At 60.9% G+C, this 23,593-nt stretch carries 20 protein-coding genes; 5 read left to right on the top strand and 15 right to left on the bottom strand.

Translation table 11 applies throughout. From position 1 onward, the window contains the following. Nucleotides 1-19: 19 nt before the first annotated feature. The 6 genes from WH87_RS08265 to WH87_RS08240 form a co-directional block, all read right to left on the bottom strand. Nucleotides 20-1,288, bottom strand: coding sequence for a WcaI family glycosyltransferase (locus WH87_RS08265; protein WP_046140375.1), 1,269 nt, complete (start codon nt 1,286-1,288; stop codon nt 20-22). Continuing rightward, entirely contained in the window at nt 1,285-2,232 is a 948-nt protein-coding gene (gene fcl, locus WH87_RS08260) for a GDP-L-fucose synthase (RefSeq protein ID WP_046140374.1), read from the bottom strand. Before fcl ends, WH87_RS08265 begins: the two co-directional genes overlap by 4 nt. After that, the gene (gmd, locus tag WH87_RS08255) at nt 2,225-3,286 is read right to left on the bottom strand and encodes a GDP-mannose 4,6-dehydratase (RefSeq protein WP_046140373.1); all 1,062 of its coding nucleotides are present in this window, start codon (nt 3,284-3,286) and stop codon (nt 2,225-2,227) included. Before gmd ends, fcl begins: the two co-directional genes overlap by 8 nt. Beyond that, nucleotides 3,283-5,058: a tyrosine-protein kinase domain-containing protein gene (locus WH87_RS08250; RefSeq protein WP_046140372.1), complete on the bottom strand. Its 1,776-nt coding sequence runs from the start codon at nt 5,056-5,058 to the stop codon at nt 3,283-3,285. Before WH87_RS08250 ends, gmd begins: the two co-directional genes overlap by 4 nt. Before the next feature lie 202 nt (nt 5,059-5,260). Continuing rightward, nucleotides 5,261-6,019, bottom strand: a complete 759-nt coding sequence (locus tag WH87_RS08245; RefSeq protein WP_082092569.1) for an AfsR/SARP family transcriptional regulator — start codon at nt 6,017-6,019, stop codon at nt 5,261-5,263. Between the two features lie 284 nt (nt 6,020-6,303). Continuing rightward, a complete protein-coding gene (locus WH87_RS08240) occupies nt 6,304-7,146 on the bottom strand; it encodes a helix-turn-helix transcriptional regulator (RefSeq protein WP_082092568.1) in 843 nt (280 codons plus the stop codon). Between the two features lie 191 nt (nt 7,147-7,337). Between WH87_RS08240 and WH87_RS08235 the strand changes: the two genes are divergently transcribed. Next, complete coding sequence (locus WH87_RS08235; RefSeq protein ID WP_210165689.1) at nt 7,338-8,264, top strand: FkbM family methyltransferase; 927 nt, start codon at nt 7,338-7,340, stop codon at nt 8,262-8,264. A gap of 99 nt (nt 8,265-8,363) precedes the next feature. Continuing rightward, the gene (locus WH87_RS08230; RefSeq protein WP_245622333.1) at nt 8,364-9,908 is read left to right on the top strand and encodes an O-antigen translocase; all 1,545 of its coding nucleotides are present in this window, start codon (nt 8,364-8,366) and stop codon (nt 9,906-9,908) included. On the opposite strand, the gene WH87_RS08225 is transcribed toward WH87_RS08230, so the two are convergent. From WH87_RS08225 to WH87_RS08200, 6 genes are read right to left on the bottom strand one after another with little or no spacing between them, the layout of a single operon-like run. Further along, nucleotides 9,905-11,089 carry a DegT/DnrJ/EryC1/StrS family aminotransferase gene (locus WH87_RS08225; protein WP_046140368.1) on the bottom strand — a complete coding sequence of 395 codons (1,185 nt, stop codon included), beginning with the start codon at nt 11,087-11,089 and terminating at the stop codon, nt 9,905-9,907. The genes WH87_RS08230 and WH87_RS08225 overlap by 4 nt on opposite strands. Continuing rightward, nucleotides 11,086-12,060 carry an NAD-dependent epimerase/dehydratase family protein gene (locus tag WH87_RS08220; RefSeq protein ID WP_046140367.1) on the bottom strand — a complete coding sequence of 325 codons (975 nt, stop codon included), beginning with the start codon at nt 12,058-12,060 and terminating at the stop codon, nt 11,086-11,088. The genes WH87_RS08225 and WH87_RS08220 overlap by 4 nt, the downstream gene beginning before the upstream one ends. 15 nt (nt 12,061-12,075) lie before the next feature. Continuing rightward, complete coding sequence (locus tag WH87_RS08215; RefSeq protein WP_046140366.1) at nt 12,076-12,762, bottom strand: acyltransferase; 687 nt, start codon at nt 12,760-12,762, stop codon at nt 12,076-12,078. After that, a complete protein-coding gene (locus WH87_RS08210) occupies nt 12,752-13,855 on the bottom strand; it encodes a DegT/DnrJ/EryC1/StrS family aminotransferase (RefSeq protein ID WP_046140365.1) in 1,104 nt (367 codons plus the stop codon). The genes WH87_RS08215 and WH87_RS08210 overlap by 11 nt, the downstream gene beginning before the upstream one ends. Next, on the bottom strand, nt 13,852-14,889 hold the full coding sequence (locus WH87_RS08205; protein WP_046140364.1) for a Gfo/Idh/MocA family protein: 1,038 nt from the start codon (nt 14,887-14,889) through the stop codon (nt 13,852-13,854). Before WH87_RS08205 ends, WH87_RS08210 begins: the two co-directional genes overlap by 4 nt. Beyond that, nucleotides 14,886-15,389, bottom strand: a complete 504-nt coding sequence (locus tag WH87_RS08200) for an acyltransferase (protein ID WP_046140363.1) — start codon at nt 15,387-15,389, stop codon at nt 14,886-14,888. The genes WH87_RS08205 and WH87_RS08200 overlap by 4 nt, the downstream gene beginning before the upstream one ends. A 399-nt stretch (nt 15,390-15,788) precedes the next feature. Between WH87_RS08200 and WH87_RS08195 the strand changes: the two genes are divergently transcribed. Beyond that, a complete protein-coding gene (locus WH87_RS08195) occupies nt 15,789-17,471 on the top strand; it encodes a type I secretion system permease/ATPase (RefSeq protein ID WP_281175176.1) in 1,683 nt (560 codons plus the stop codon). Nucleotides 17,472-17,475: 4 nt separating this feature from the next. Next, nucleotides 17,476-18,813: an HlyD family type I secretion periplasmic adaptor subunit gene (locus tag WH87_RS08190; RefSeq protein ID WP_046140362.1), complete on the top strand. Its 1,338-nt coding sequence runs from the start codon at nt 17,476-17,478 to the stop codon at nt 18,811-18,813. Here the strand turns inward: WH87_RS08190 and WH87_RS08185 are convergent. Together WH87_RS08185 and WH87_RS08180 are read right to left on the bottom strand one after the other, a co-directional pair. Next, nucleotides 18,810-19,589, bottom strand: a complete 780-nt coding sequence (locus WH87_RS08185; RefSeq protein WP_052726608.1) for a CpsD/CapB family tyrosine-protein kinase — start codon at nt 19,587-19,589, stop codon at nt 18,810-18,812. The two genes, WH87_RS08190 and WH87_RS08185, sit on opposite strands and share 4 nt — an antisense overlap. After that, nucleotides 19,586-21,121 (bottom strand): GumC family protein, encoded by a 1,536-nt coding sequence (locus tag WH87_RS08180; protein ID WP_156458156.1) that lies wholly within the window; start codon nt 21,119-21,121, stop codon nt 19,586-19,588. Before WH87_RS08180 ends, WH87_RS08185 begins: the two co-directional genes overlap by 4 nt. A gap of 311 nt (nt 21,122-21,432) precedes the next feature. Between WH87_RS08180 and WH87_RS08175 the strand changes: the two genes are divergently transcribed. Further along, nucleotides 21,433-22,626, top strand: coding sequence for a polysaccharide biosynthesis/export family protein (locus WH87_RS08175; RefSeq protein ID WP_197410757.1), 1,194 nt, complete (start codon nt 21,433-21,435; stop codon nt 22,624-22,626). Between the two features lie 7 nt (nt 22,627-22,633). Here the strand turns inward: WH87_RS08175 and WH87_RS08170 are convergent, their stop codons facing one another. After that, the gene (locus tag WH87_RS08170) at nt 22,634-23,317 is read right to left on the bottom strand and encodes a sugar transferase (RefSeq protein WP_052726606.1); all 684 of its coding nucleotides are present in this window, start codon (nt 23,315-23,317) and stop codon (nt 22,634-22,636) included. Nucleotides 23,318-23,593: the final 276 nt, after the last annotated feature.

Here is a 23,593-nt window from a genome sequence, read left to right as displayed (position 1 = left end):
CCGAACAGGCTCTTTGTGCTCAGGGCGCACCTTTGAGATGGCGGATGGGAGCACCGTGAGGCGAGGGCGCAGCAAGGGCTTCAAGTCGTTTGGCGAACCCGTCCAGAATAGTTTCGCCATTCCATCGCAGTTCGGCGCGAGATCGTGCGGCTTCACCAAGTCGGGCCCGCAGTGGCGTGTCGTCGAGCAGGGTCTCAACGGCTGCTGCGAGGGCGATATCATCTCCCGGCGGCACCAGAAGGCCGCATCCGTGCACTTCCTCGGCGAGCCCCGTACCCGGATGGGCTGTCGCGACTATCGGGCGACCGGATGCCAGCATATTGCTGAGCTTGCTAGGCAGCATCAGATCGGCCGCACTCGCGCGCTGTGGTAGCAGGTGGACCCTCGCGAGACCCAGAACGTCGTTGAGGCGCTCATGTGGCTGCAGGGGCCTAAACTGTACGTTGCCAAGTCCCGCGGCCTGCCGCCGAAGGGCCGGGAGCGTTGGGCCATCACCGCAGACGACAAACGTGAGGTCTATCCGGTTCTGCAGACGCCGGGCGGCTTGAATGATGGCCTCAATGCCCTGCTTGTGGCCGATGCTGCCGGAATAGAGTGCGACGTGCCGCGTGGAGATGCCCCATTCTGCCCTGAGGGGTGAAGGGGCCTTCATTGGAGTGATCGCCCCTAGGTCGGCCCAGTTACGGAATTTGACGATGCGCCTGTGTGGAACTCCGAGACTGCGCAGTCTGCCGCTCATCTGGGGGGAGATCGTGCTGACGCGATCAAACGCTGCCACGAGACGCCGCTCGAGTGTCTTGGCCAACCGGTTCGCCCACGTGCCGTCCTTTAGGAGGCCGGTAGCAACGGCGGCCTCGACCTCGAAGTCCTGGACGTGAAGCCAGGTTTTAGCGCCGCACAGTTTTGCTGCGAAAAGGGCGAGCGGGGCCGAGGACAGTGACGGCGCGATGGTCAGTATGACATCGGGCTTTTCGCTCAAAGCCATCGCGAACGTCGGCACTATTGCCCCAACGGCAAAGCTCAGATGGTGGAGAACGCGACGAATACCTGTCGGCTTCTGCGGCACGTAATGCGGCACTCGTATCACCGCAACGCCGCTGCGAAGCTCACGGCCAAACCAGACGCGAGAGTGGCCGTCGAACACGCGCCAGGCCGGGAAGTAGGGCTGCCCGGCAATGACCCGTACCTGATGCCCTCGCGCTGCCAACGCTTCAGCCATGCCGGTTGTATAAATGCCGGTGCCAACCTGTTCAGGCGCATAGTTGAGGCCGACGATGAGGATTTTCATGCCGCCACCGCCTCGTTCTGATGTTCGAGGAACCACGCATATGTCGCCGCCAAGCCATCGCGCAGCTTGAGTTTTGGCGCCCACCCGGTAGCGCGCAGTCTGCTGGAATCCAGCAGTTTGCGCGGTGTCCCATCGGGCTTGCTCAGGTCGTGGACGATCCGGCCTTCAAAACCGACGATGCCGCAAATCAGTTCGGTTAGGGCGAGGATGCTGATGTCCTGGCCAAAGCCCACATTGATGTGGCTTTCCCCCGCATAAGTCTTGAGCAGAAAGACCAAGGCGTCGGCGCAGTCGTCGACATGCAGGAATTCGCGGCGCGGCGTACCGGTGCCCCAGATCTTGATCTGACGCGCACCTGCCAGCCTTGCCTCATGTGCCTTGCGCATCAGCGCCGGGACGACATGGCTGGTGGATAGGTCGAAATTGTCTCCGGGGCCATAAAGGTTGGTGGGCATAGCCGCGATGTAATTGCGGCCATACTGCTTGCGACATGCCGACGCCAGTTTCAGCCCGGCGATTTTGGCCAGCGCGTACCATTCGTTCGTCGGCTCCAGAGGCCCGGTCAGCAGTGCGTCTTCACGAATGGGTTGGTCGGCCAGCTTCGGGTAGATGCAGGAGGAGCCGAGGAACAGCAGCCGGTCGACGCCCGACCGGTGGGCTGCGGCGATGACATTGGTCTCGATTGCAAGGTTTTCGGCCAGGAAATCGGCGGGGTAAGCGTCATTGACGTGGATGCCGCCCACCCTGGCGGCGGCGAGCACTATGGCGTCGGGCTTTGCCTCCGCCAGAAAATCTTCAACCTGCCCCTGACGGGTTAGGTCGAGAACGCTGCGCTCTGCCGTGAGAATAGTGCAGCCTTCGCCAGCCAGCCGGCGCACCAATGCGCTGCCCACCATGCCGCGATGCCCGGCGATCCAGATGGATCTACCCCGGAGGTCAAACATTTTCGCCTCCTAACCGTGCGGCTTTCACGTCTGCCTCGACCATTTCGCGCACGATGTCGCGCACTGAGGTGTGATGCGCCCAGCCCAGCTTCTTCCTTGCCTTTGTTGCGTCCCCCAATAGGTGATCGACCTCCGCTGGGCGGAAGTAGCGCGGGTCTACCTCGATCAGGCATTGACCAGTAACTGCGTCGTATCCCTTTTCAGCTGCACCGCTGCCGCGCCACTCGATGGCAGTGCCAACTTCATCAAAGGCCCATTCGACAAAGGTACGGACGGTGGTGGACGTGCCGGTGGCCAGCACATAGTCGTCGCCTGTCTCCTGCTGCGTCATCAGCCACATGCCCAGCACATATTCCCGCGCATGGCCCCAATCGCGCCGGGCGTCGAGATTGCCGAGATAGAGTCTTTGCTGGCGCCCAAGGTGGATGGCTGCCACGGCCCGGGTGATCTTGCGGGTGACGAAGGTTTCGCCGCGCAAGGGGCTTTCGTGGTTGAACAGGATGCCGTTGGACGCGTGGATGCCATAGGCGCGCCGATAGGTCGCGGCCATCCAGAAGGCATAGAGTTTTGCTGCGGCATAGGGCGAGCGTGGCTGGAACGGGGTGTTCTCGTTTTGCGGCGCATTGCCTGCGCCTCCATAGAGTTCCGATGTCGACGCCTGATAGAAGCGGGTCTTGCCACTCAGACCTAAAATACGGATCGCCTCCAGTAGTCTCACCGTGCCCATGCCATCGGCGTTTCCGGTGTATTCGGGCGTTTCGAACGACACCTGAACATGGCTTTGCGCCGCCAGATTGTAGATTTCATCGGGCTGCGTCTCGTGGACAATTCGGATCAGATTGCTGGAGTCCGTCATGTCGCCATAGTGCAGGGTAAGGGCGGAATTGGAGAGATGCGGGTCCTCGTACAGGTCGTCGATGCGGCCGGTGTTGAGCGATGAGGATCGGCGCTTGAGCCCATGCACCACATAGCCCTTTTCCAGCAGTAGCCGCGCCAGATAGGCGCCGTCCTGTCCCGTTATCCCTGTGATCAGGGCGACCTTGCCAATACTCATGCGTCCCTCGTCGTCGTTGCGTATTGTTCGCGATTTGGCGGCCGGGCGGTGACGTGTCGGACGCGCTGTCTGCCTTTGTTTGAGTGATTGAGCGCTGCGGCAAAGACCGTGGTTGGCGGTGCTGCATGGCGCAGGCTGGAAACTGTGCCCGCCGCATCCGCTTGTGCTACCTGATCGAACCGGGTCACGAACGCGATGGCGTCGGCATGGCGGGCCAGCAAGACAGCGGCGATGTCAGTATTGACAGGTGGAGTGTCGATAATCACCGCGTCAAAGGCCCCGCGCGCGGCATTCAGCAGGCCCGCGAATGCAGGGCCGGACAGCAGGTGTTCGGTGGAACCCAAGGCGGCGCGTGAGCTGGTGATGACCAGTGCGGTGGAGGCAGGGTCCCCGATGACGAACGGGGCCTTGTGCTCAACGCTATCCTCCGTGAGGAAGTCCAGCAGGCCATATTGCAGGTCAAGCCCGAGCCGACGGTGCAATGTTGGTGCGCGGAGATCGGCGTCAATGAGTAGCGCTCTATGCCCTGTTTCCGCGTAGGAGCGGGCCATTGCCAGGGCAACGGTGGTCCTGCCTTCCCCCTCCTTAGTGGAGCAAACCAGCACGACGCGGCCTTGGGGCTGGTTGGCGGTAGGGACGGTGGGGTCAAGCTCCGCGCGCAGTCGACGGATGGCAGTTACGAAAGCGGGGGAAGTAGTGCGGTCCCGGCCGCCTTTCCCTCTGTGACGTGGAATCGATACCGCTGTGCCCGTCTGCAATGCGCCCTGCAGCTGCGTCAGACTGGTGATACCACCGAAGGCATTCTCGTAGAGAAAAGCGGCGGCGATCCCGATACCCAGCGCCGCGAGCCCGGCGAGCACCATCGTGGTCGATTTGTTCGGGAAACTGGGCGTTGTCGGAACGAGTGCGGGGGAAACGATCCGGCTGTCGTCCACCTGCAGATTGGCCTGAGCCGTCAGCTCGTCCGACAAAGCCTGCAGCCGGGCGAACTTGTCGCGCGCTGCATCAAGGGTCAGTTGCGTTTTGATAGGGGCAGGGGCGTCTCGGCTGCCCGCGGATAGCTCTAATCCTGGCGCCTGGTCAAAAGGCTGCGGCGAGGTTCTGAGCATCAGATCGAGCTGCGAACGCTCGAGGCTGGCGTATCGGCTCTGGCTGGCATCGAGGGCGGTGCTTGCCTGTGAGAGCAGATCCGAAATCGCGACCTGCGTTGCCTGAATATCGGCGACCTTATTGGCATGTTGTTGGGAAATATAGGATTGCGCCAAGGTGTTGGCGAGGCGCGCCGCCTGATCCGGATCGGGGGAGCGCGCTCGGACGGCGATCACATAAGTCAGACCCCGCCGCTGGATCGTGTAGGCCGCGCGCAGATTGGACAGCGCGCGGCCTTCTAAGTCATGGGCGGTTGCAGGCGCCCCTTCCAGTCGGCTTTGCAGGTGCTCGACCAGGGACGACGGCCTCATGAAATATGCGTCGCTCGTCAGGTCCTCGGATGCGATCACGTTCAGCAATAGTGTGTCGGACTTGAGTATCTCCACCGCATTATCAATGCGGGCGCTATCACGCAGCGCGTTGTCGGTCTGTATACCAGACTCCAGCAAGTCATTGTCGCGGGCTTCCGCCAGAATGAGGGCGGTTGCTGAGTATAAGGGCGCGAGAGATAAGGTGATCGCTCCGACAATCAGAACGATACTCGACGCAGTGATCACGATTATGCGTATTCGACGCCACAGCACCATCACGATGCCGCGTACGCCGATAGCGTTCGCGTTCATACGTATAGAGCCCCCCAATGATTTATCTTAATCTTTAGGGATTAGCGGGCGCAACTGAGGGGGATAAATATATAGTCGAGGCGTGAGAAACGTTTAGTGATTCGCTTTGATTTGTGGCGATCGCTGTTTTGCGTCGATTTCCAAAATGTGAGTTTTTATTGTGCATCTGCTGGGGGCTGCGGAGCGCGCCTAATATTGGGTTCTAGGCGACCGTCGGTCGACTGATCAAGCGCCGATAGAGCGTGACTGTTTCTTCCTCATGCTCAACGCCAAGTTCTGAACGGAACCGTCGACTGCTCTCCTCGAAAAGCTGACGAACAAGTGAGAACTGGCCTTTAGACGCCGCGTCATACAGCAAAGCACGGTGGGCGCCCTCGTGGTAAGGGTCGACTTGGAGAAGGTGCGAGGCGCACAAGTGGCGATCATGGCTATTGAGGCCGCTATCGAGCAGCACCGCCTGCGACAGCGCGCCTATGAACTTGTAGCGCAGCGCTGACCGTTGATAGCCCAGCCACTCCTCGAAGCCTTCGCCTGCCGTCCGCACAGATTCCAGCAGATCACCGTTATAGATTTCGCACAGGCGGAGCCATGCTTTGGGGGAGGGGTTTTCGATGTGGTCGACAAATTCGGCCAGATCGAAATAGATGTTCTGGTCAAGATTGAGCCAGACCATGTTGGCGTCGGCGGAGAGGAGCTGGAAGTGATGATCTTCCTGAAAACGCCTGATCCGGGCCACAGCCTGGCGAATGTCGGCGCTCGCCTGTTCTGAGCCATAGTCCGACCATATCAGCCCGCCAACGCGGCGCCGCATTACCGGTTTACCATGCCCCTCAAGAAGCAGAAATGTCAGGATGCGCAGAAAGCTGAATGGGGGTGTGATTAAGCGACCCGAGGAAGATACGTGGCAATCTCCAAGGACCCGGATTGAAACCTGAGCTGTCCGTCCGTCGATCACGTACATGATGATCCGATATGGTTAACGCACGCGTTTGACCTCAGTCACCGCGCAATCCATTCAGACAATGAACCTTGCTGCAAAAAGTTGCGGGTGATGAAATATATATGTCGCTGAATTGATTGACAAATCACGTTTTCGCTCAAAAAAATCCATCGTGCGCGACGGATGAGCAGTAGTCGGTCAAAAGCTGCTTGTATGAATCTTTATCAGTCTCTGATTTATGAATTCACGTCGTATCGGTCCGGGGGTTTGCTAGCCCGAACCGATATTTGTTTCTTGATAGTCATTTACACAGCCCGTGCGACGACAGGGGCGGTGTTGAGTTGAGAGATCTCGTAGCCACTCCGACGATCCAATGACCGGAACACGGCTGCTGCCTGGGTGCGGTTGTGCACGTTAAGCTTGCGAATGATATTGTGGACGTGAACTTTCACTGTGTGTTCGGACAAGTCCATTTTGGCGGCTATGATTTTGTTCTGGAGGCCGTCGGACATGAGTTCGAGCACTTCGGCTTCCCGGCTTGAGAGGACGCCCGCCTGATGGCCGGGACCGTCGTCCGATCCGTTTGGCTGGTGGCGGCGGGTGAGAAAGCCCCGAGCGGCTGACCGTGGCGTCAGGATGCTGGGGAAGTATTCTCCGCCGTTCAGCAGTAGCCAGATAGTGGCCAGCCACACATTGATCTGCAGATTAAACGGCACCATTCCCTGAATTGCGCGTTCAGCGACAACGGCACGGAGGGCAGGGTCTTCGTTCCATCCGCTTTCCACCAGTAGAGCCAGTGGGGCGTGAGGATAGCGTTCCCGGCATTGCGAAATGACGCCGGGGATGTTGCGGAACGCGAAGGCGTCCAGAAGGATGAGGCGCGGCTCGAACTCTGCCTCGTCATCATCGGGCAACTGGTTTGCCAGCGTGACTCCAACGCGAGGGAAACACTCCTGGGCGGCGCGTAGCAGGCTTTGAAAGGTCACGCCTGTGTCGGCCAGAATGAGGATGCCATCGCGGCCTGCGGCGTCCTGTGACGGTGGTACATTCCAAACGGCGTAGATGCCGTGTTCTGCGACTGAGCTAATTGCTTCTGACATTTTCTCCCCGATCGATGTGTTATTAGTCATATTTAGTTCAACTGCCATGACTACTCACCACACCTCGCGTGACAGAGCCGTGACTCGTGAAAAATCACGAGGGCCGTCCAGACTGGTCTACCCCGCTACATCTGCCAGTGGTCGGTTACGTCAAACAGGCAGTCGGGGCCGACGGTATTTTGCGATAAATCTCCCTGACCGCCGATGTATGGCGGGTTTGGCGATGGGAGAGCGTCGTGGTGCCAGCATCTTCTATGTTGCATCGATTGCAGACCGCGCGTGACAAGTTTGGCTGGGGGCTGCGGGTTGTTGGGCCCGCTGCTTCGCTGGCCGGTCTGGGCCGCTTCTTCAGTATCCGGATGCGCCGCCCGGACCGGTCTGAAGTACATCTTCGGTCGGGGCCAGTCCTCGAATTCGACTATCCGCGTCAGTTTCCGCCGACACTAATGATATTCGGAGATTTTATTGATCCTGAGTTCGACTTCCTCAAGCGTGTCGCTCGGCCGGGGTGGCTGGTCGTGGACGTTGGTGCGGCCATTGGCCAGTTCACCGCCTTTACCGCGACATGCTTACCCGATGCCTTTGTGCACGCCTTCGAACCCAGCAGCGCCAACGTAGCGACGCTGCGACGCAACATCACACGTAATCGTGTTGAGGGTCGGGTTGCCATCCATCATGAAGCGCTCGCCGACCATGCTGGCACGGCGCAGTTTGAGACCACCTCCGATACCTGGAATAGTGGGCTGGTCCGTGACGAGGCAGAGCACGGTAACACCGAGATCGTCACCCTCAACACGCTCGATGCGCGGCTCGATGTGCTCGGGATCGCTCACCTTAATGTGCTGAAGGTCAATGTGGCTGGTTTCGAGCCTGCCGTGCTCGATGGTGCCATGCGCACGCTGTCGGAGGGCAGGGTGGATATTCTTATCCTGCTGCTGGGACTCGCGTCTTTGCCTTACTATGCGACCATCGCGGCCTTGGGCTATCGCTGCTTCTACTATCATCCGGGCGAGCAGAGCCTTTTCGAGGTGACTGAGTTCGATGAGGCCTCCGTTCTCAATCACCGCCCCTGGCCAGCGCGGCATCTCATCGTGATCCGGGCTGAGGCCTTGCCCGGCTTGCTGGCCGGGCTGGTCACAGTGCAGCCAGCCAAAGCCGGTCCATAAAATGAGCTAGCCCGCGAAAGTGCTTGGCCCGTCTGGCTGATTGTTGGTCTGGCGAGCCTTTGCGAAGGTGCCACAATGGTCCAGCCTTTGGGAAATTCCGTGAGCGACGACAAGATCGAGGCGACTAGGGCGGAATCCCGCTATGGGCAGATCCTGCGCTCTACGTCGCTGATCGGCGCATCACAGATCATCAACATCGCCATGTCGGTTGTGCGCCTCAAGGTACTGGCCGTGCTGCTTGGGCCTGCTGGGGTAGGGCTGTTCGGGCTCTACAATGTCATCACCGATCTCACGGTGAGCCTCGTTGGCTTCGGGGTGCAGTCGAGCGGCGTACGACAGGTGGCGGTGGCGGTCTCGACGGGTGACGTCGAAAAGATCGCCCGTATTGCCAAAGTGCTGCGCCTGACCTCCTTGATATTGGGATTGCTGGGCGCGGGGGTCTTGCTGGCTTTTGCCGCACCGATCTCGGCCCTGTCTTTTGGAACCGAGGCCAGGGCATCGGGCGTCATGCTGCTCGGAGCGGCTGTGCTGTTTCGCATTTTCGCCGGTGCCCCGACGGCGATCATTCAAGGCAATAGGCGCGTCGGCGATCTGGCGCGGATGACGGTGGTCGGCGCGGTGCTCAATACGGTCGTTGCCATTCCCCTGGTCTATTTTCTGGGCGAGGCGGGGGTGGTGCCGTCGCTGTTGGCCGTTGCGCTGACAAGCTGGTTGGCGGCGCAGTTCTACTGCCGAAAGATAGCGCTGCCTGCGGTGCGGCTCGATTTCAGCGCCTTCACCCATGAAACGAGGTTGCTGCTCAATCTGGGCTTCGCGTTCATGGCGAGCGCACTGCTGACCACTGGATCCGCCTTCGTCATCCGTATTCTGATCGTCCAACAGCTCGGCGTCGACGCGGCGGGCAATTATCAGGCGGCCTGGGCCTTGGGCGGCATTTACGTGGGGGTCATCCTTCAGGCGATGGGCACGGATTTCTATCCGCACCTGTCGGCTGTCTCCCATGACCATGCAGCGAGCAACCAGATGGTCAATGAACAGTCGCGCATCAGCATCCTCCTGGCTGGGCCGGGCTTGCTGGCGACGCTGGCGCTCTCTCCGTTGGTGATGACGGTGTTCTATTCGCACCAGTTTACTGAAGCCGTGCCTATCCTGCGGTGGTTTTGCCTTGGCATGCTATTGCGCGTTGTTGCTTGGCCCATGGGCTTCGTCATTGTCGCCAAGGGGCGCCAGCAGATGTTCTTTTGGACGGAGCTGGCCGCTGCTGTGGTGCAAGTCGGGCTGGCGTGGGCATTGTTGAGCTATGCGGGGCTGGCCGGCGCCGGCATTGCCTTTGTCGGGCTCTATGTCTGGCACGGTGGCGTGATCTACCTGCTGGTTCGGCGGCTGACGGGATTTCGCTTCTCGCGCGAGAACCTGGTGCTGATCGGCATGTATGTCGGGCTGACCTGCTTGGTGCTGCTTGCGGTCGAGTTGCTGCCAGTCTGGCCGGGCACTTTGGTAGCGCTAGTGGCAACTGCGCTGGCGAGCTGGTTCTCGCTGGGGCAGTTGGTGCGGCTGGTGCCGGTGCATTGGGTGCCGAGTGGGCTGCGGCCAGTGGTCTACTTCCTGTTGCGGCACCAGCCGCTGGCCGCCGATCCGCGCTAGGACGCGAGCTCGGGAACACGCGCTAACGCATGGCCCAACGCCTCCACGACGTATTGCACCTCATCGTCCCGCATCTGTACGAAGAGCGGGAGCATGATCGAGCGGTTCTGCGCCCGGGCGGAGCGGGCAAGAGACCCCGCGTTGCGATGCATATCCTGATTGCGATAAGCCGCCTCAAGATGAGAATTCATCACGCCGCGCCGGGTCGATACGCCATTGTCCAGCATCGACTGCATAACCTGGATCTGGTCGGCGTGGGTTGGCAGGGTGATGCAATAGCTCTGCCAATTGCTGCGAGCCCAGACAGGCTCTGAGGGCGGGACAACGCCGGCAATGTCACGCAACAGGCTCGTGTAGAGGGCGGCCAGCCGGCGGCGGGTCGCGATGATTTCGGGCAGCCGCTGGAGTTGAACGCGGCCAATGGCTGCCTGCAGATCGGTCATCCGGTAATTATAGCCGACCTCGTCATAGGTCTCGAAGATCACGCTTTGCGAGTTGTGCCGCACCGTGTCTGGCACAGTCATGCCGTGCTGGCGGAGCAGGCGGAAGGAGCGGTCATAGTCGGCGTTCTGTGTGGTCAGCATACCGCCGTCGCCCGTGGTGACCACCTTACGCGGGTGAAAGGAGAAACAGGCAATATCAGCGCGGGGGCGACCAATGCGCTCCCACTGCTCGTCCCAGAGGATTTCGCTGCCGGTCGCGCAGGCGGCATCCTCCACGACCTTGAGCCCATACTGGCGGGCGATTTCGACGATCCGACGCAGATCACAAGGCATGCCGAGCTGATGCACGCAGACAATGGCTCGGGTCCGCGGGCTGATAGCGGCCGCGATGCGGTCGGGGTCGATGTTGAAGCCGTCGGCCTCGATATCGACAAAGACCGGAGTGGCGCCGCAATAGCGGATGGCATTAGCGGTGGCGATGAACGAATGGCTGACGGTGATGACCTCGTCACCTGCTTTCACCCCAACGGCCATCAGGGCAAGATGTAACGCCGTGGTGCAGTTTGAAACCGCGCAGGCATAGGGCGCGCCGACATAGGCGGCGAACTCCTTTTCAAACTGGGCAACTTCGGGGCCTTGCGTGACCCATCCGGAAAGGATCACCCGCCGCGCAGCTTCTGCCTCGCGTTCATCCAGGATGGGTTTGGCGACGGGTATCTGGCGTCCGGCGGTGCTCATGCCACGTCGCTCCGTTCGATTTCGCGGCTGGCGCGCCACCATGCGACCAGATCGCGAAGTCCCGCTTCGAGGGTGATTTCGGCGCGGAAGCCGAGCTCGTCTGCCGCCTTCTCGGTCGATGCCAGGCGGCGGGCGACTGGGTTCACCTTGCGCGCGGGTTCGTGGATCGGCGTCAGGGATGATCCCATGACGTTGAGCAAAATGCGCGCCAGATCGCTGAGGCTCGTTTCGGTGCCGCTGGCGACGTTGTAGACCGCGTCCGAGGCATCCGATGTCGCCGCCAACATATTGGCGCGGGCGATATCGCGGACGTGAACGAAGTCCATGGTCTGGCTACCGTCACCCATGATGATGGGGGGCAGGCCGGCTGCGATGCGCTCCATCCAGCGGATCAGCACCTCGGTATAGGCGCCGTAGACATCCATGCGCGGGCCATAAACGTTGAAATAGCGCAGCGCGACATAGCGCAGGCCATACATCTCGTTGAAGCTGCGGAGCAGGGCCTCGTTATAGGTCTTGGCCGCGCCGTAAATGGTCCGGTTGTTGTAAGGGTGATGCAGTTCAGTCGTTGGGAACTGATCGGCAGCCCCGAGGACCGAAGCCGACGACGCCGCGACGACCTTTTCAACTTTCGCCGCAACTGCGGCTTCAAGCACGTTGAACGTGCCGGTCGCCAGCACATCGTGGGCAAGGCGCGGGTCTTCGGCGCATTGGGTGATGCGGATGGCCGCTTGATGGAAGACGATATCGACCCCCTCCATGCTGGCGGCGAGCTGGTCCACGTCGCGGATATCGCCCCGCACGAGTGTTATCGGGCCCGCGCGTTGCGCTTCGGCCAGGTTCTCCATGCGGCCGCGCACGAAGTTGTCGTAGATGATGATCTCGGCGGGCGATTGCCCCGCAACCAGATCGGCGATGTGCGAGCCGACCAGCCCGGCTCCGCCCGTTATGAGAACCCGCTTGCCGTTCATGTCGCTTCTCCTTGATCAGTCAATCTCTTTGCGCGCCCGCAACACGCGTGCCGGTACGCCGGCTGCGATGACGTAAGGCGGAATATCGGTTGTCACGACAGCGCCGGCGCCGATGATGGCGCCCTCGCCGATGGTTACGCCGGGCAGGATGGTCGCGTTGGTGCCGATATCGGCGCCTGCGCCAATGCGGACCGGCTTGATCTCAAGATCGGTCGAAATGATCGGCTCGCTGATCGGTGTGCCGGTATGCTCTGACCCCAGCACTTTTGCGCCGGGGCCCCAGCCAACGTGATCGCCAAGGATCACATCGCGGGCGTCGAAATAGGCGTGTGGGCCGATCCAGACGTGATTGCCGATGATGCAGGTGCCGTCAAAGCGCCCTTGCAGGTAGGCGCCGGTACCGATGAAGACATTGGCGCCGATCTCGAAGGTCTCGAGGTGCTTGAAGCCCGCCTGACTGCCGACCATAAGGCCGGGGCCACATTTGCGGGCTGCGGATTTCCAGATTGCCTTGCGCATGAGGGCGTCGAGTTTGCCGTCGCCGAACGAAAAGCGCGCATAGGCGTCATGCAATGCCACTGCGCCATAGTGGTCGCGAAACCACTCCGCCAGCCCATCCTCGAAGGGCGCGTCGGCCTCGATTTCGCGGCGGCCGTGCACCGAGGGAATGCTGCGACTGGCCTGGATGTTTTCAATCGACATAGGCATTTTGCCGAACCAGTTTTGAGACGATTTCGACCTCCTGAACGCTGAGTTCGGGATAGAGCGGCAGGGACAGCACCGTGTTGGCGGCAGCCTCGGCCAAAGGGAAATCGCCAGGTTCATAGCCAAGGTCGGCATAGGACGGCTGCAGGTGCACAGGCACCGGATAATGGAGGCCGGTCTCGACGCCTTCTTCGGCGAGAAACTTCTGCAACTGGTCCCGATCCGGCGTGCGCACGGCAAAAATGTGCCAGACATGGCGACGTCCAGCCGCCTCCACCGGCAGATCTACAGGGCCGCCTGCGAGCAGTTGCGTATAGGTGCGGGCGCGATAGCGCCGCGCGTCAGTCCAGGTGTCCAGCTCATGCAGCTTGACCCGCAGGATTGCGCCCTGAATGGCGTCCATCCGGTAATTGTAGCCTTCCAGAACATGGTGATAGCGGCGATCCTGGCCCCAGTCACGCAGCATGCGCATGAGGCGCGCCTGTTCGTCGTCACTGGTGACGATAATGCCGCCTTCGCCACAGGCGCCGAGGTTTTTGCCGGGATAGAAGCTGAAGCAACCCGACAGGCCCATGCTGCCAGCGCGCTGACCAAAATAGCTCGCGCCATGGGCCTGACAGGCATCTTCCACCACGATCAGCCCATGCCGCGAGGCAATCTCCAGGATGGGCGCCATGTCGGCCATCTGGCCATAGAGGTGAACCGGGACTATGGCCCGCGTGCGCGGGGTAATGGCGCGCTCGATCAGGTTGGGGTCGATGGTGAAGGTCTTCGGGTCGATATCGACAAAGACAGGCCGTGCACCAATGTAGCGGATAGCGGCGGCCGTCGCGACAAATGTGAACGGCGTGGTGATGACCTCGTCGCCCGCCTTGATCCCTGCGGCCAGTAGCGACAGGTGCAAGGCGCTGGTGCCGGTGTTGACCGCAATGGCGTGGCGCGCACCACAGGCGGCGGCAAATTCGGTTTCAAAGGCCGCCACTTCCTCGCCGAGCACATAGCGGCCCGAGCGGAGCACTCCCAGCGCTGCGGCCTCTATCTGTGGCTGCAGCGCCGCATATTGGGCCTTGAGATTGAGGAACGGGATCATGCGAATACCCGCTCCGGTGCAAGTTCAACCAGAGCGCCGCCTTTGGCCATGGACTGTGTGGCGGCCTCCAGAATGCGCACAACCCGAAGGCCCGCTTCGCCGTCAGCGATTGGCTTGGTGCCGTGCTGGACGCAGGCCACGAACTCGGCTAGTTCGGCGCCGAGCGCCTCGGTAACATCGAGCTGAGGCGCGAACATATCGCCCGCGCGGTACCCGATGCGCATTTGGTTCAGGCGCTCACCGGCCTTGGGCGACATTGGGTCGATGGTGACGCCGCGATCATAGACCTTGATCTTTTCGCTGGTCTCCAGGTCGTCATAGACGATCATCTTGTTGCTGCCGCCGACAAGTGTGCGGCGGACCTTGACCGGCGCCAGCCAGTTGACGTGGACATGCGCCATCAGCTTGCAGTCGAAGTGCAGGTTCAGATAGGCGATGTTTTCCGGGGATCCGGCAATGTGCGACATGCCGGTGGCCGACACGGCGCGGGGGTGGGCGTCGAGCACGTAATCCATGATCGAAAGATCATGCACGGCGAGGTCCCACATCACGCTGACGTCGCGCTGGAACATGCCCAGGTTCACCCGGACTGAGTCATAATAGTAGACTTCGCCGAGGTCCTTGCGGATCAACTCGCGCAGCTTTTTGACGGCGCCCGTGTGGATGAACGTGTGGTCGACCGCGATTGTCAGCCCGCGCTTGTCCGCCTCCTCGATCAGGCGTTCCGCCTGTTCGGAAGTGGAGGTGATGGGCTTTTCCACAAACACGCTCTTGCCGGCCTTGAGCGCCTGCATTGCGAGGGCGAAATGGCTGGAAACGGGGGTAGCAATCGCGACTGCATCGACCTTTGGGTCATTAAGCACCAGCTCGAATTCTTCGGTGATGTTCACCGCCGGGTATCGTTGCCGCAGCCGGCCAAGCCGCTCGGTTTGCAGATCACAGACCCAGCGCAGATCCACGCTGGGTATCTCCGCCAGATTGCGGACGAGGTTGGGTCCCCAATAGCCATAGCCGATCACGCCGAAGCCGATCATTGTTGCAGCCTTCCGTGTTGCTTGTTTTGTTCGTCGCGCATGGGTTTTGCGATTGGTCGGGCAGGGACACCTGCCACGACCGCGCCCGCGGGTACGTCGCGGGTGACGACTGCCCCAGCACCGACGAGGGCGCCTTCGCCTATGGTGAGGCCGGGCAGAATGGTCGCGTTGCTGCCGATCGAGGCATTGCGGCGCACGATCGTGGGCACCACCGTCCAGTCCTCGCTGCCCTGCACGTCGCCGTTGGCGGTGGTAGCGCGGGGATAGAGGTCGTTGGTGAACATCACGCCGTGGCCGATGAACACGCCATCCTCGATGGTCACCCCTTCACAGATGAAGCTGTGGCTGGAGATCTTGCAGTTCTGGCCGATGGTGGCGTTTTTCTGGATTTCGACAAAGGCGCCAATGCGGCTGCCTGCACCGATCGAGCAGCCATACAGGTTGACGAGGTCGAGTTGGTGAATGACCACTCCCTCTCCAAGGGAAACCTGTTTCAGCATCTGGATTGTCCCAAAAAAACGGCCAATGCGAGCGAGTTAGCGCTCCGCCCCATCATCTATGCGACGAAGTTATCAGGACGCCGGTCACCAGCAATTTCTCAATGGAGCTACAGATTTAGTTGGCGTATGGATGCCAGGGCTATAGTGGTTGCGACAAATTGGCTTGCGCAGACGGAATATAGACCGAACGATTTACTCGTTGTCGCTCAATGATTTTTTGAACGGGCGAAGAAGAGGTGACGTAATCGGCGTGACTGTGCATGGCTAACCTGCGCAGTCGTGTCCTCAATTGGAACATTTTTTGCCCCTTGATGGTCGAACGTCCCGAAGCAAAGGGGCAGAAGAACAGTCGAGGATGAGCTTTTGAAGCCAAATGAACACAAGATCGGACACAGACCGGTGGGCGACCTTATTGGGTTGGCGCGCGGTCAGATTGTTGTTCTCTTCGCCCTAAGCGTAACCTCTAACTTACTGATGCTGACCGGTTCGGTTTACATGCTTCAGGTCTATGACCGCGTGTTGCCTAGCCGCTCAATTGATACGCTTCTGGCGCTCACCGCGCTCGTGGTGGTGCTGTATGGCTTCTACGCCTTGATCGAATGGGTCCGGGCGCGGATGGCGATTCGTCTGGGCGGAATGATCCATGACAGGTTCGCCGCGCAGCTTTTTCCACTGACAGTTCGCCTTAAACTTTCCGGCGGCGATAATGGTCGCCCGAACCCAATGCACGATCTGGACATCGTCCGCCTCTTTGTGTCGGGGCCGGGCGCGATATCCCTGCTGGATATCCCGTGGGTGCCGATCTACGTGGCTCTGGCGTTCTTCCTGCACCCCCTGCTCGGCGCATTCACGCTCGCCGGCGGCGTGGTGATTGCAGGCTTGCTGGTGATCAATGAGCTTCATTCGCGCCGGCCAGGCCTGGAGACGACGGCCGCAACCGGCGAACGCGCCGCGCTGGCGCATGATGCAGAAAGCAATGCCGAGTCGATTGTAGCCATGGGTATGCTCCAGGCCGTCACCCAGCGCTGGGGACATGCGGCAGACAGGCTTGCCCATGCCCAGCAGCGCTCCTCCGATCGCACCGCGTTTTATAGCTCTCTTACCAAGGGCGTCCGCTATCTGCTCCAGTCGGCAGTGTTGGCAGTCGGCGCCTATCTCGTCATTCAGGGGCAGGCCACTGGCGGTTTGATGATCGCGGCATCCATCCTGACATCGCGCGCGCTGGCACCGATCGAGCAGGTGGTCGCGCACTGGCGCGGGTTCGTCAGTGCCCGGCAGGCGTCCTCGCGTCTGGCGCGTATGCTGGCGCTGAGTGTGCCGACCGAACGTGCCACCCAATTGCCCGTGCCAAACCAGGTGCTGGCGGTCGAAGGCATGTCGACGGGCGCCGATTTGCAGCGCCCTCCCGCCGTGGCCGAGGTCAATTTCAACCTTGCAGCGGGTGATGGGCTCGGGATTATCGGGCTATCGGGTTCGGGAAAGTCGTCTATCGCCCGTGCGCTGGTTGGCGTATGGCCAGTTTTGCGCGGCGCCGTGCGGTTGGATGGCTCGGAACTCGCCCATTTCGGGTCCTCTGTTCTGGGTGGCGCCGTTGGCTATCTGCCCCAGACCGTGGAGCTGCTTGACGGTACGATTGCAGAAAATATCGGACGGTTTGATCCCAGCCACAATACCGAGGCCATCATTGCGGCAGCCCGCGCTGCCCGGGTCCACGATTTTATCGTTACCTTGGACAATGGCTACGAAACCCGGATTGGCGCGCATGGTTCTGCGCTCTCGGCGGGGCAACGGCAGCGTATCGGCCTTGCGAGGGCGCTCTATGGCAATCCGTTCCTCATCGTGCTCGACGAGCCCAATTCCAATCTGGATATGGAAGGTGATCAGGCGCTGACCGAGGCGATTGCCGACGCACGCCAGCGGGGCTCGATCGTCGTCGTGGTTGCTCATCGTCCGAGCGCGATCGCAGCCATCAACAAACTGCTGTTCATGCGTGATGGCCGCCAGGTCGCGTTCGGCAACAAGGATGCGGTGCTGCACCAGATTTCGCAGCCGCAGGCTATCGTCAGGAAACAAAGTGCTTAAGGCCATGAACTCTAACAGTCCGCTCGCCTATCCCGTTCGGGCGGCTGATCACAATCAGAAAAGCCTGCGTCGCCACGCGCTACTAGGCGTGGGGATTATTGGCGCGCTGGTGTTCGGGCTTGGCGGCTGGTCTGCTGTGACGAGCGTCGAGGGCGCGGTGATCGCCAATGGCGTCATCGTGGCCGAAGGTGGGGCGCGCAAGGTGCAACACCCCGAAGGCGGGATCGTTCGGAAGATTCTGGTGCAGAACAATCAGCACGTGGAGGCCGGCGACTTGCTGCTGACGCTGGATGATGTTTCGGCGCGGGCTGAGCTTGAAGTGATCCTGGCGCAATTGCGCGAGGGGCTGGGCACTCAGGCCCGTTTAACGGCAGAGAGTACCGGCGCGGCCTCGCTGGTCATGCCGGCCGTCGCTGCGAACTGGCCATCCGATCCGACGCTTTCGGTGATTATGGGCGATCAGCAGGCCCTGCGGCAGCAGCGCAAACTCTCCCTGGAGAGCGCGGTCGCGCGGTTCAAGGAACTGATGGCCGAAAAGCGCTCCCTTATCGGCGGCTATGAGGCACAGCTGGCCGCCTATGAACAGCAGCAAGCAGTCGTGCGCGAGGAATTAGGCCAGCTGGAAACCCTCCATGGCAAGGAGCTGATTTCCAGCCAGCGCCTCAACGAAATGAAGCGCGGCGAAGCCGAGCTCGCGGGCCAGATCGCAACGGCAAAAGCCTCCATCTCGGCGACTGAAAGCTCGATCTCTGAGCTCGGGATGCAGGCAGATCAAGCGGTGAGCGACTTCCATTCCTCGGCGTTGACCGAACTCCAGACCGTGCAGCAGAAAGTTGCTGAGCTGATGCAGAAGATGATCGCGGCAGAGGCCCGTTTGGCGCGGCTCGAGATCCGTGCGCCGATCAGCGGCACAATCCACGATTCCGAAATCCGCACTGTGGGTGGGGTTATCGCTCCTGGCGAAACGCTGATGCAGGTCATTCCGCAGGAAGAGCATCTGGTTGTCGATATGCGGGTCAGCCCGATGCAGATCAACAATTTGCATGTGGGGCAGGTGGCCGAGGTTCGTCTGCTCAGCTTTGACACCAAGAAGACGTCGGACCTTGAAGGCAAGGTGGACACCATCTCGCCGGACCTGTTGCAGGACCCGACGACTGGAGCGCAGTACTTTTCGGTTCGTATCGATGTGCCAGATACCGAACTCTCCAAGCTGCCCGAAGGTGCTCAACTGGTGTCGGGCATGCCGGCAGAGAGCTTCTTCCAGACCGGGCCGCGCACGGTATGGTCTTATCTGATGGGCCCGATCGCAGAACGCTTCAGCCGGACTTTCCGCGAGAACTAGACCTGGAAGTTGGCGCTCTGCTCAGAGGTGTACTGGCATTTGTTCAGCACAACTCCGAGCAGCCGCGTCTGGGCCTGCAGCTCGCGTTCAGCGATATCGATGTCGCTGACGGTGCTGTATTCGGCCCCCACGGCCAGCAGCGATGTTTCCACCAGGGGCAACATGCCCAGGCAGTCATCGCCATCCAGCAGCGCGGGCAGGTTGAAGATCAGCATGTCGGCGTTCAGCTCATCGCGTAGCCGCGTCAGTGTTTGCGCTGCTTCCGGCCCATGCAGCAGCTCGGCAGGATGGCCGACTGCGTCTCGGCTGGCGCCGATGGCGAGATTGTCGCCAATGCGGACGAGGAAGTCCGAAGCGCGGCACTCACCCCGCAGATAGTCCTCGGTGCTGATCTGCCCGTTCTGCGCGAAAATACTGGCAATGCGCGGGCGTCGCAAATCGAGGTCGATGAGGCCGACACGCAGCTTTTCGTGCTTGGTGAGGCTGATCGCCAGGTTGGCTGCGACAGTTGCCTTGCCGCAACCGGCTGTCGGCGCAGTGACGCCAAGCGTTTTCCAGCCATGCTCGCGGGCATCCTTGAGCAGTTTGGTGCGCATGATGTCGAAGGCGAGGGCCGCCTTGTGGCGACGCTGGAACGAGACAATGCGCTGGCTCTCCAGCCAGCTCGGATCCACCGGTAAGGCAGGCAGGCGCGACCAGTTGATCCTGTTCTCGGCGACAACTGGAGGCGGGTTGCTGGAGCGGTCCATGACCGCGTTCTGCGGATCGAAGATCATGGCTGGTTCCTGAACAACGAGGATGGGAAGCCGCTGCGGGCGTGACTGACAAAGTCCTTGAGACCGGTGGTGTAGCCCCGCGTTGAGGTGCGTTGGGCTTTAGGTGCTTCACCCGTGCGCACTGCGGGCGCGCGGCTGGGTACCGGCTCCACAGGCTCGACATAGGGTATGGTGATGTAGGGCAGGATCTGCAGCCGCGAGACGAGTTCCTCCGGGCGGCGGATTTTGCGATTGATCAATTCGGGCAGGATGACCGCAACCAGGCCTGCCACGACGGCAAGGATGCCGGTTGCCGCTAGGAGCATCTTGAGCCCTAGCCCCTGGGCGGTGGTTGGCGGAATTGCACTCTCGATCAGCGACAGGCGTTCGCCCTTGAGCAGCAGCTCGATCTGCTGGCCAGTCGAGGCTTCGGCCAGCCGTGCCACAGCCGAGTCATACTGCGCCTGAATGTTCTGATGGTCCCGGTTCAGCGAATTCAGCACCGTTTCATTGCCGGGTGTCGCAGCGATCGAGGCCTCGAGGTCCACCAGCGTTTGTTCGATGCTCTTGCGCTCATCGGCGATGGCGGCCAGCCGGTCATTGATATCGGCGATCTGAAAATCCCGGGTATTGAGCGGTTTGTCCGCGCCGCCGGTCGTTCCCGTGATCTGTTCCTGGAGCGTTGCGATGCGGGCTCGCAGGGCTGTGATGGCAGGACTGTTTTCGGCAAACAGCCCTTGCTGCTGGGCCAGTGACTGGCGAAGGGATTGCAGGTTCTGTTCCTCGGGCGTCACCGGCACGGTTGCGCCAATGTCAAAGGGGCGGGTCTGCAAGTCGGTGAGTTGTTTACGCAGGGTTGCCTCTTCCTGCGCCAGCACGAGGAGCCGCGTTTGTTGCGTCGTCTGCAGGTTGCGGCGGAAGTCGATGCTGTCCGGCATGGAGTTGATGTGGTCGTTCTTGAAGGCGAGCAGCTTTCCATCGAGCTCGCGCAGCAGGCCATCAAGCCGCTGGGTTTCCTGATTGAAGAAGGTCATCGTGTCGGTCGCCCGCGCCGTGCGCAGCTGGACGTCCTTGTTCAGGATCATGGTGACGAGGTCATTGACCAGATTGGCCGCCACCTCCGGCTTGCTGGCGCGGAATGCAATGCGGATCACCGTCGCCGAGGAACCGCCGCCATTATCGACAGGCGCTGCTGCAATCGTGAGCCGCTTTTGCATGTCGTCGAAGATTTCCACCGGCGACATGTTTGGGCGGTCTGCATAGAGGCCGAACCGTGTTGCCAGTGACAGGACATTGTCCCGTGACAGCACGTCTTCCTGGATAATCTGGAATTGCTCGGCGGCGCCAGTTGGCACGGTGGACTTTGCTAGATCAGCCGGGATTTGCGCGGTTTCGACGAGAATCTTGGCGGCCGCCTCATAATTTGTAGGGCGCAGGAATGACGCGATCGCGCCGATCACCGCCACGGTCGCCGCGACCATGAGAAACTGTGGCAAACGCCGCAGGAAGAGCCAGAAGTAGAACTTGAAGTCGATAGCGCTCAATGCATTCACTTCGATCACCTGCATGGTCTGCCCGCTGCGGCGGTTGCACAGTCAAGGTATTGAGGTCGAACCATAATGCGCGCTTATCGCGGCTCACCATCGACAACACGGGTGAGGGTGGGGGCCTCCATAGGTACGTCGAGCTAAGCCGCACTAGTCGGTTATGGACGTGGCTGCCGCGCGCTAAGGTGTTGTCACCTTTCGCAATCCTCAGGGCGACACAGACAATGTTCAGCTTTCACAAACGTGCTTCGCGCCAAGCTGCGCTTTGCGGTGTCCTGCTGGCCTCCGTTTCTTTTGGCAGCGTTTTGGCGGCTCCCATGTCCTTGGCGCCGCTGACAAAGCTGCGGCTGACGGTGGTGCAGTTCCAGCCCGCAAGCGGCGACTACAAGCGCTGGGATGCCTTGGGCGGAGACTTTGCTGTGGCGCCCGATGGATCTTTGACCGTGCCCACTCTGGGCGCCATTGATGTCGCGGGGCTGAGCGCGGAGCAGCTGGGTACGCTGATTGCAGAACGCCTACAGGCGAAGCTCGGACTGCTTGATACGCCCGATGCCTCGGTTCAGGTGCTCGAATATCCGCCGGTCTATGTGGTCGGTAGCGTTTCAACCCCGGGTGAATATGCCTTTCGTCCCGGCATGACGGTGATGCAGGCGCTTGCCGTCGCTGGTGGTGAACAACGTCTGGATAGCGCTGGCGGATTGTCCGAGACGATCCGGCTGCAGGCCGACCTGACCGGCTTCGCCAGCGACATCCTGCGCACGACCGCCCGCCTGGCGCGGCTCAAGACCGAGTTTGATCGTGGCAGTGAAATTGCCTTTCCACCGACCCTCAATGCCAGTGATCCGGGGATTTCCGAGATCATGGAGCAGGAACGGCGCATCTTTGATGCCCATACCAACGAGCTTTCCCGGCAGCAAACTGGCCTCGATCAGCTGGGCGAGCTGTATAACGCCGAAATCGACGCCCTGAGCCAGAAATCCCAGGCTGTCGACGAGCAGATTGCCCGTGCGGAAAAGCAGGTGGAGTCCATTCAGGCGCTGGTGACCTCAGGTTCGGCGACGACCGCCCGACTGTCAGACGCCGAGCGGGTGCTGGCGGATCTGCGGTCTCAGCGGCTGGACAATGTTATTGCGACGATGACCGCGCGCGAGAACCTCAACCATTCCCAGCGCGACCTCGCCAAACTGCAAGACGAGCAGCAATCCGCGGCTGCGGCGCAGCTCCAGCAGGAGCAGGCCAATCTGGAAAAGCTCATGCTCAACCAGACCTCCACCATGCGCATGTTGCGTCAATCGACCGAAGCCGATGCAAACACCACTCTGGCCCGTACGGCTCAGATGGGTTTGACCTACACAATCATGCGCGACAAGGACGGCCAGTCGCTCTCTATAGATGCGACAGAGGCCACCCCATTGCTGCCGGGAGATCTGGTGAAGGTTAGCTTACAGATGCAGTTGCCGATGGGGCCCACCGGCGGGGTGGCCGCGGCCACCACAAGCAGTCAGCCTTGAGTTGCCCTCAGCAACCCGTTCCCCTCAAAACCACGCTGACCGTGCAGGCCAATATCCGCAGGTCAGTGGCGAGGGAAATCTCCTGCGCATAGAGATTGTCGTAGCTGGCGCGGTCGGCAAAAGAGCAGTCATTACGGGCACTGATTTGCCACAGGCCGGTCAGGCCGGGTCGAAAGTCGTAATACGCCGTGCCTGGGTAGAGGGTGCGCTGGCTCGGCATCATGGGCCGTGGTCCTACTAGGCTCATGTCGCCCATCAGGACGTTCCACAGCTGGGGCAGCTCATCCAGTGAATAGCGCCGCAGGGTGGCACCAATGCGGGTGAGGCGAGGGTCATGCCTGAGTTTTTGGGATCTGTCCCATTCGGCGCGAGCCGCCGCATCGCTTGCGAGATAGCGCTCGAGTGCCGCGTCTGCGTCAGGCACCATTGAGCGAAGCTTCCATAATAGGAAAATGCGGCCATTCTTGCCGATGCGGGGCTGACGGTAGATGGCCGAGCTCCCATCCAGACGTACCAGCGCAGCCAGGATAAGGATCAACGGCAGGAAGACGACGCCGCCGATCAGCACGAGTATCAGGTCCAGCATTCGCTTGCCGCCGTTCCCATAGATGCCCGCGCCGATTTTGCTCCTCCGCAAGGGCGCTAATGCGGCTGTCACTGCCGGCTGCTTCTCAGGAAGTGTTGGGAACATTTGGGGCCTCGAAGGTTGGCGCTGCCGTCAAATCGTATTGTGGTGACGGTCATCCTATCCGCGCCCGGACAGGCCAAAATCGGCTGAGGGATTTACCGCGACAGCCGGAGTCACGGTCGTGGAAGGGGCGCCTAGGCCTTCGTGCGGGAGAGGTAGATTTTTCGGATATGGAGAACACCGACGATAGGCTTAACGACCTATTAACTGTGCGCGGCGGTGCCCCGGAAACGCTCAAAAGGGCGGCCGTTCACCCAAGTATCTGGCCGTCTCACCCAC

The sequence above is a fragment of the Devosia epidermidihirudinis genome (genome assembly GCF_000971295.1).
GTDB lineage: Bacteria > Pseudomonadota > Alphaproteobacteria > Rhizobiales > Devosiaceae > Devosia > Devosia epidermidihirudinis.
This window is presented reverse-complemented; position numbering and strand designations above follow the sequence as displayed.

Coding starts and splice junctions, on each gene's coding strand:
- WH87_RS08265 (WP_046140375.1), bottom strand. CDS start 1,288: ATGAAAATCCTCATCGTCGGCCTCAACTATGCGCCTGAACAGGTTGGC.
- fcl (WP_046140374.1), bottom strand. CDS start 2,232: ATGTTTGACCTCCGGGGTAGATCCATCTGGATCGCCGGGCATCGCGGC.
- gmd (WP_046140373.1), bottom strand. CDS start 3,286: ATGAGTATTGGCAAGGTCGCCCTGATCACAGGGATAACGGGACAGGAC.
- WH87_RS08250 (WP_046140372.1), bottom strand. CDS start 5,058: ATGAACGCGAACGCTATCGGCGTACGCGGCATCGTGATGGTGCTGTGG.
- WH87_RS08245 (WP_082092569.1), bottom strand. CDS start 6,019: ATGTACGTGATCGACGGACGGACAGCTCAGGTTTCAATCCGGGTCCTT.
- WH87_RS08240 (WP_082092568.1), bottom strand. CDS start 7,146: ATGGCAGTTGAACTAAATATGACTAATAACACATCGATCGGGGAGAAA.
- WH87_RS08225 (WP_046140368.1), bottom strand. CDS start 11,089: ATGAGCACCGCCGGACGCCAGATACCCGTCGCCAAACCCATCCTGGAT.
- WH87_RS08220 (WP_046140367.1), bottom strand. CDS start 12,060: ATGAACGGCAAGCGGGTTCTCATAACGGGCGGAGCCGGGCTGGTCGGC.
- WH87_RS08215 (WP_046140366.1), bottom strand. CDS start 12,762: ATGTCGATTGAAAACATCCAGGCCAGTCGCAGCATTCCCTCGGTGCAC.
- WH87_RS08210 (WP_046140365.1), bottom strand. CDS start 13,855: ATGATCCCGTTCCTCAATCTCAAGGCCCAATATGCGGCGCTGCAGCCA.
- WH87_RS08205 (WP_046140364.1), bottom strand. CDS start 14,889: ATGATCGGCTTCGGCGTGATCGGCTATGGCTATTGGGGACCCAACCTC.
- WH87_RS08200 (WP_046140363.1), bottom strand. CDS start 15,389: ATGCTGAAACAGGTTTCCCTTGGAGAGGGAGTGGTCATTCACCAACTC.
- WH87_RS08190 (WP_046140362.1), top strand. CDS start 17,476: ATGAACTCTAACAGTCCGCTCGCCTATCCCGTTCGGGCGGCTGATCAC.
- WH87_RS08185 (WP_052726608.1), bottom strand. CDS start 19,589: ATGATCTTCGATCCGCAGAACGCGGTCATGGACCGCTCCAGCAACCCG.
- WH87_RS08175 (WP_197410757.1), top strand. CDS start 21,433: ATGTCCTTGGCGCCGCTGACAAAGCTGCGGCTGACGGTGGTGCAGTTC.
- WH87_RS08170 (WP_052726606.1), bottom strand. CDS start 23,317: ATGTTCCCAACACTTCCTGAGAAGCAGCCGGCAGTGACAGCCGCATTA.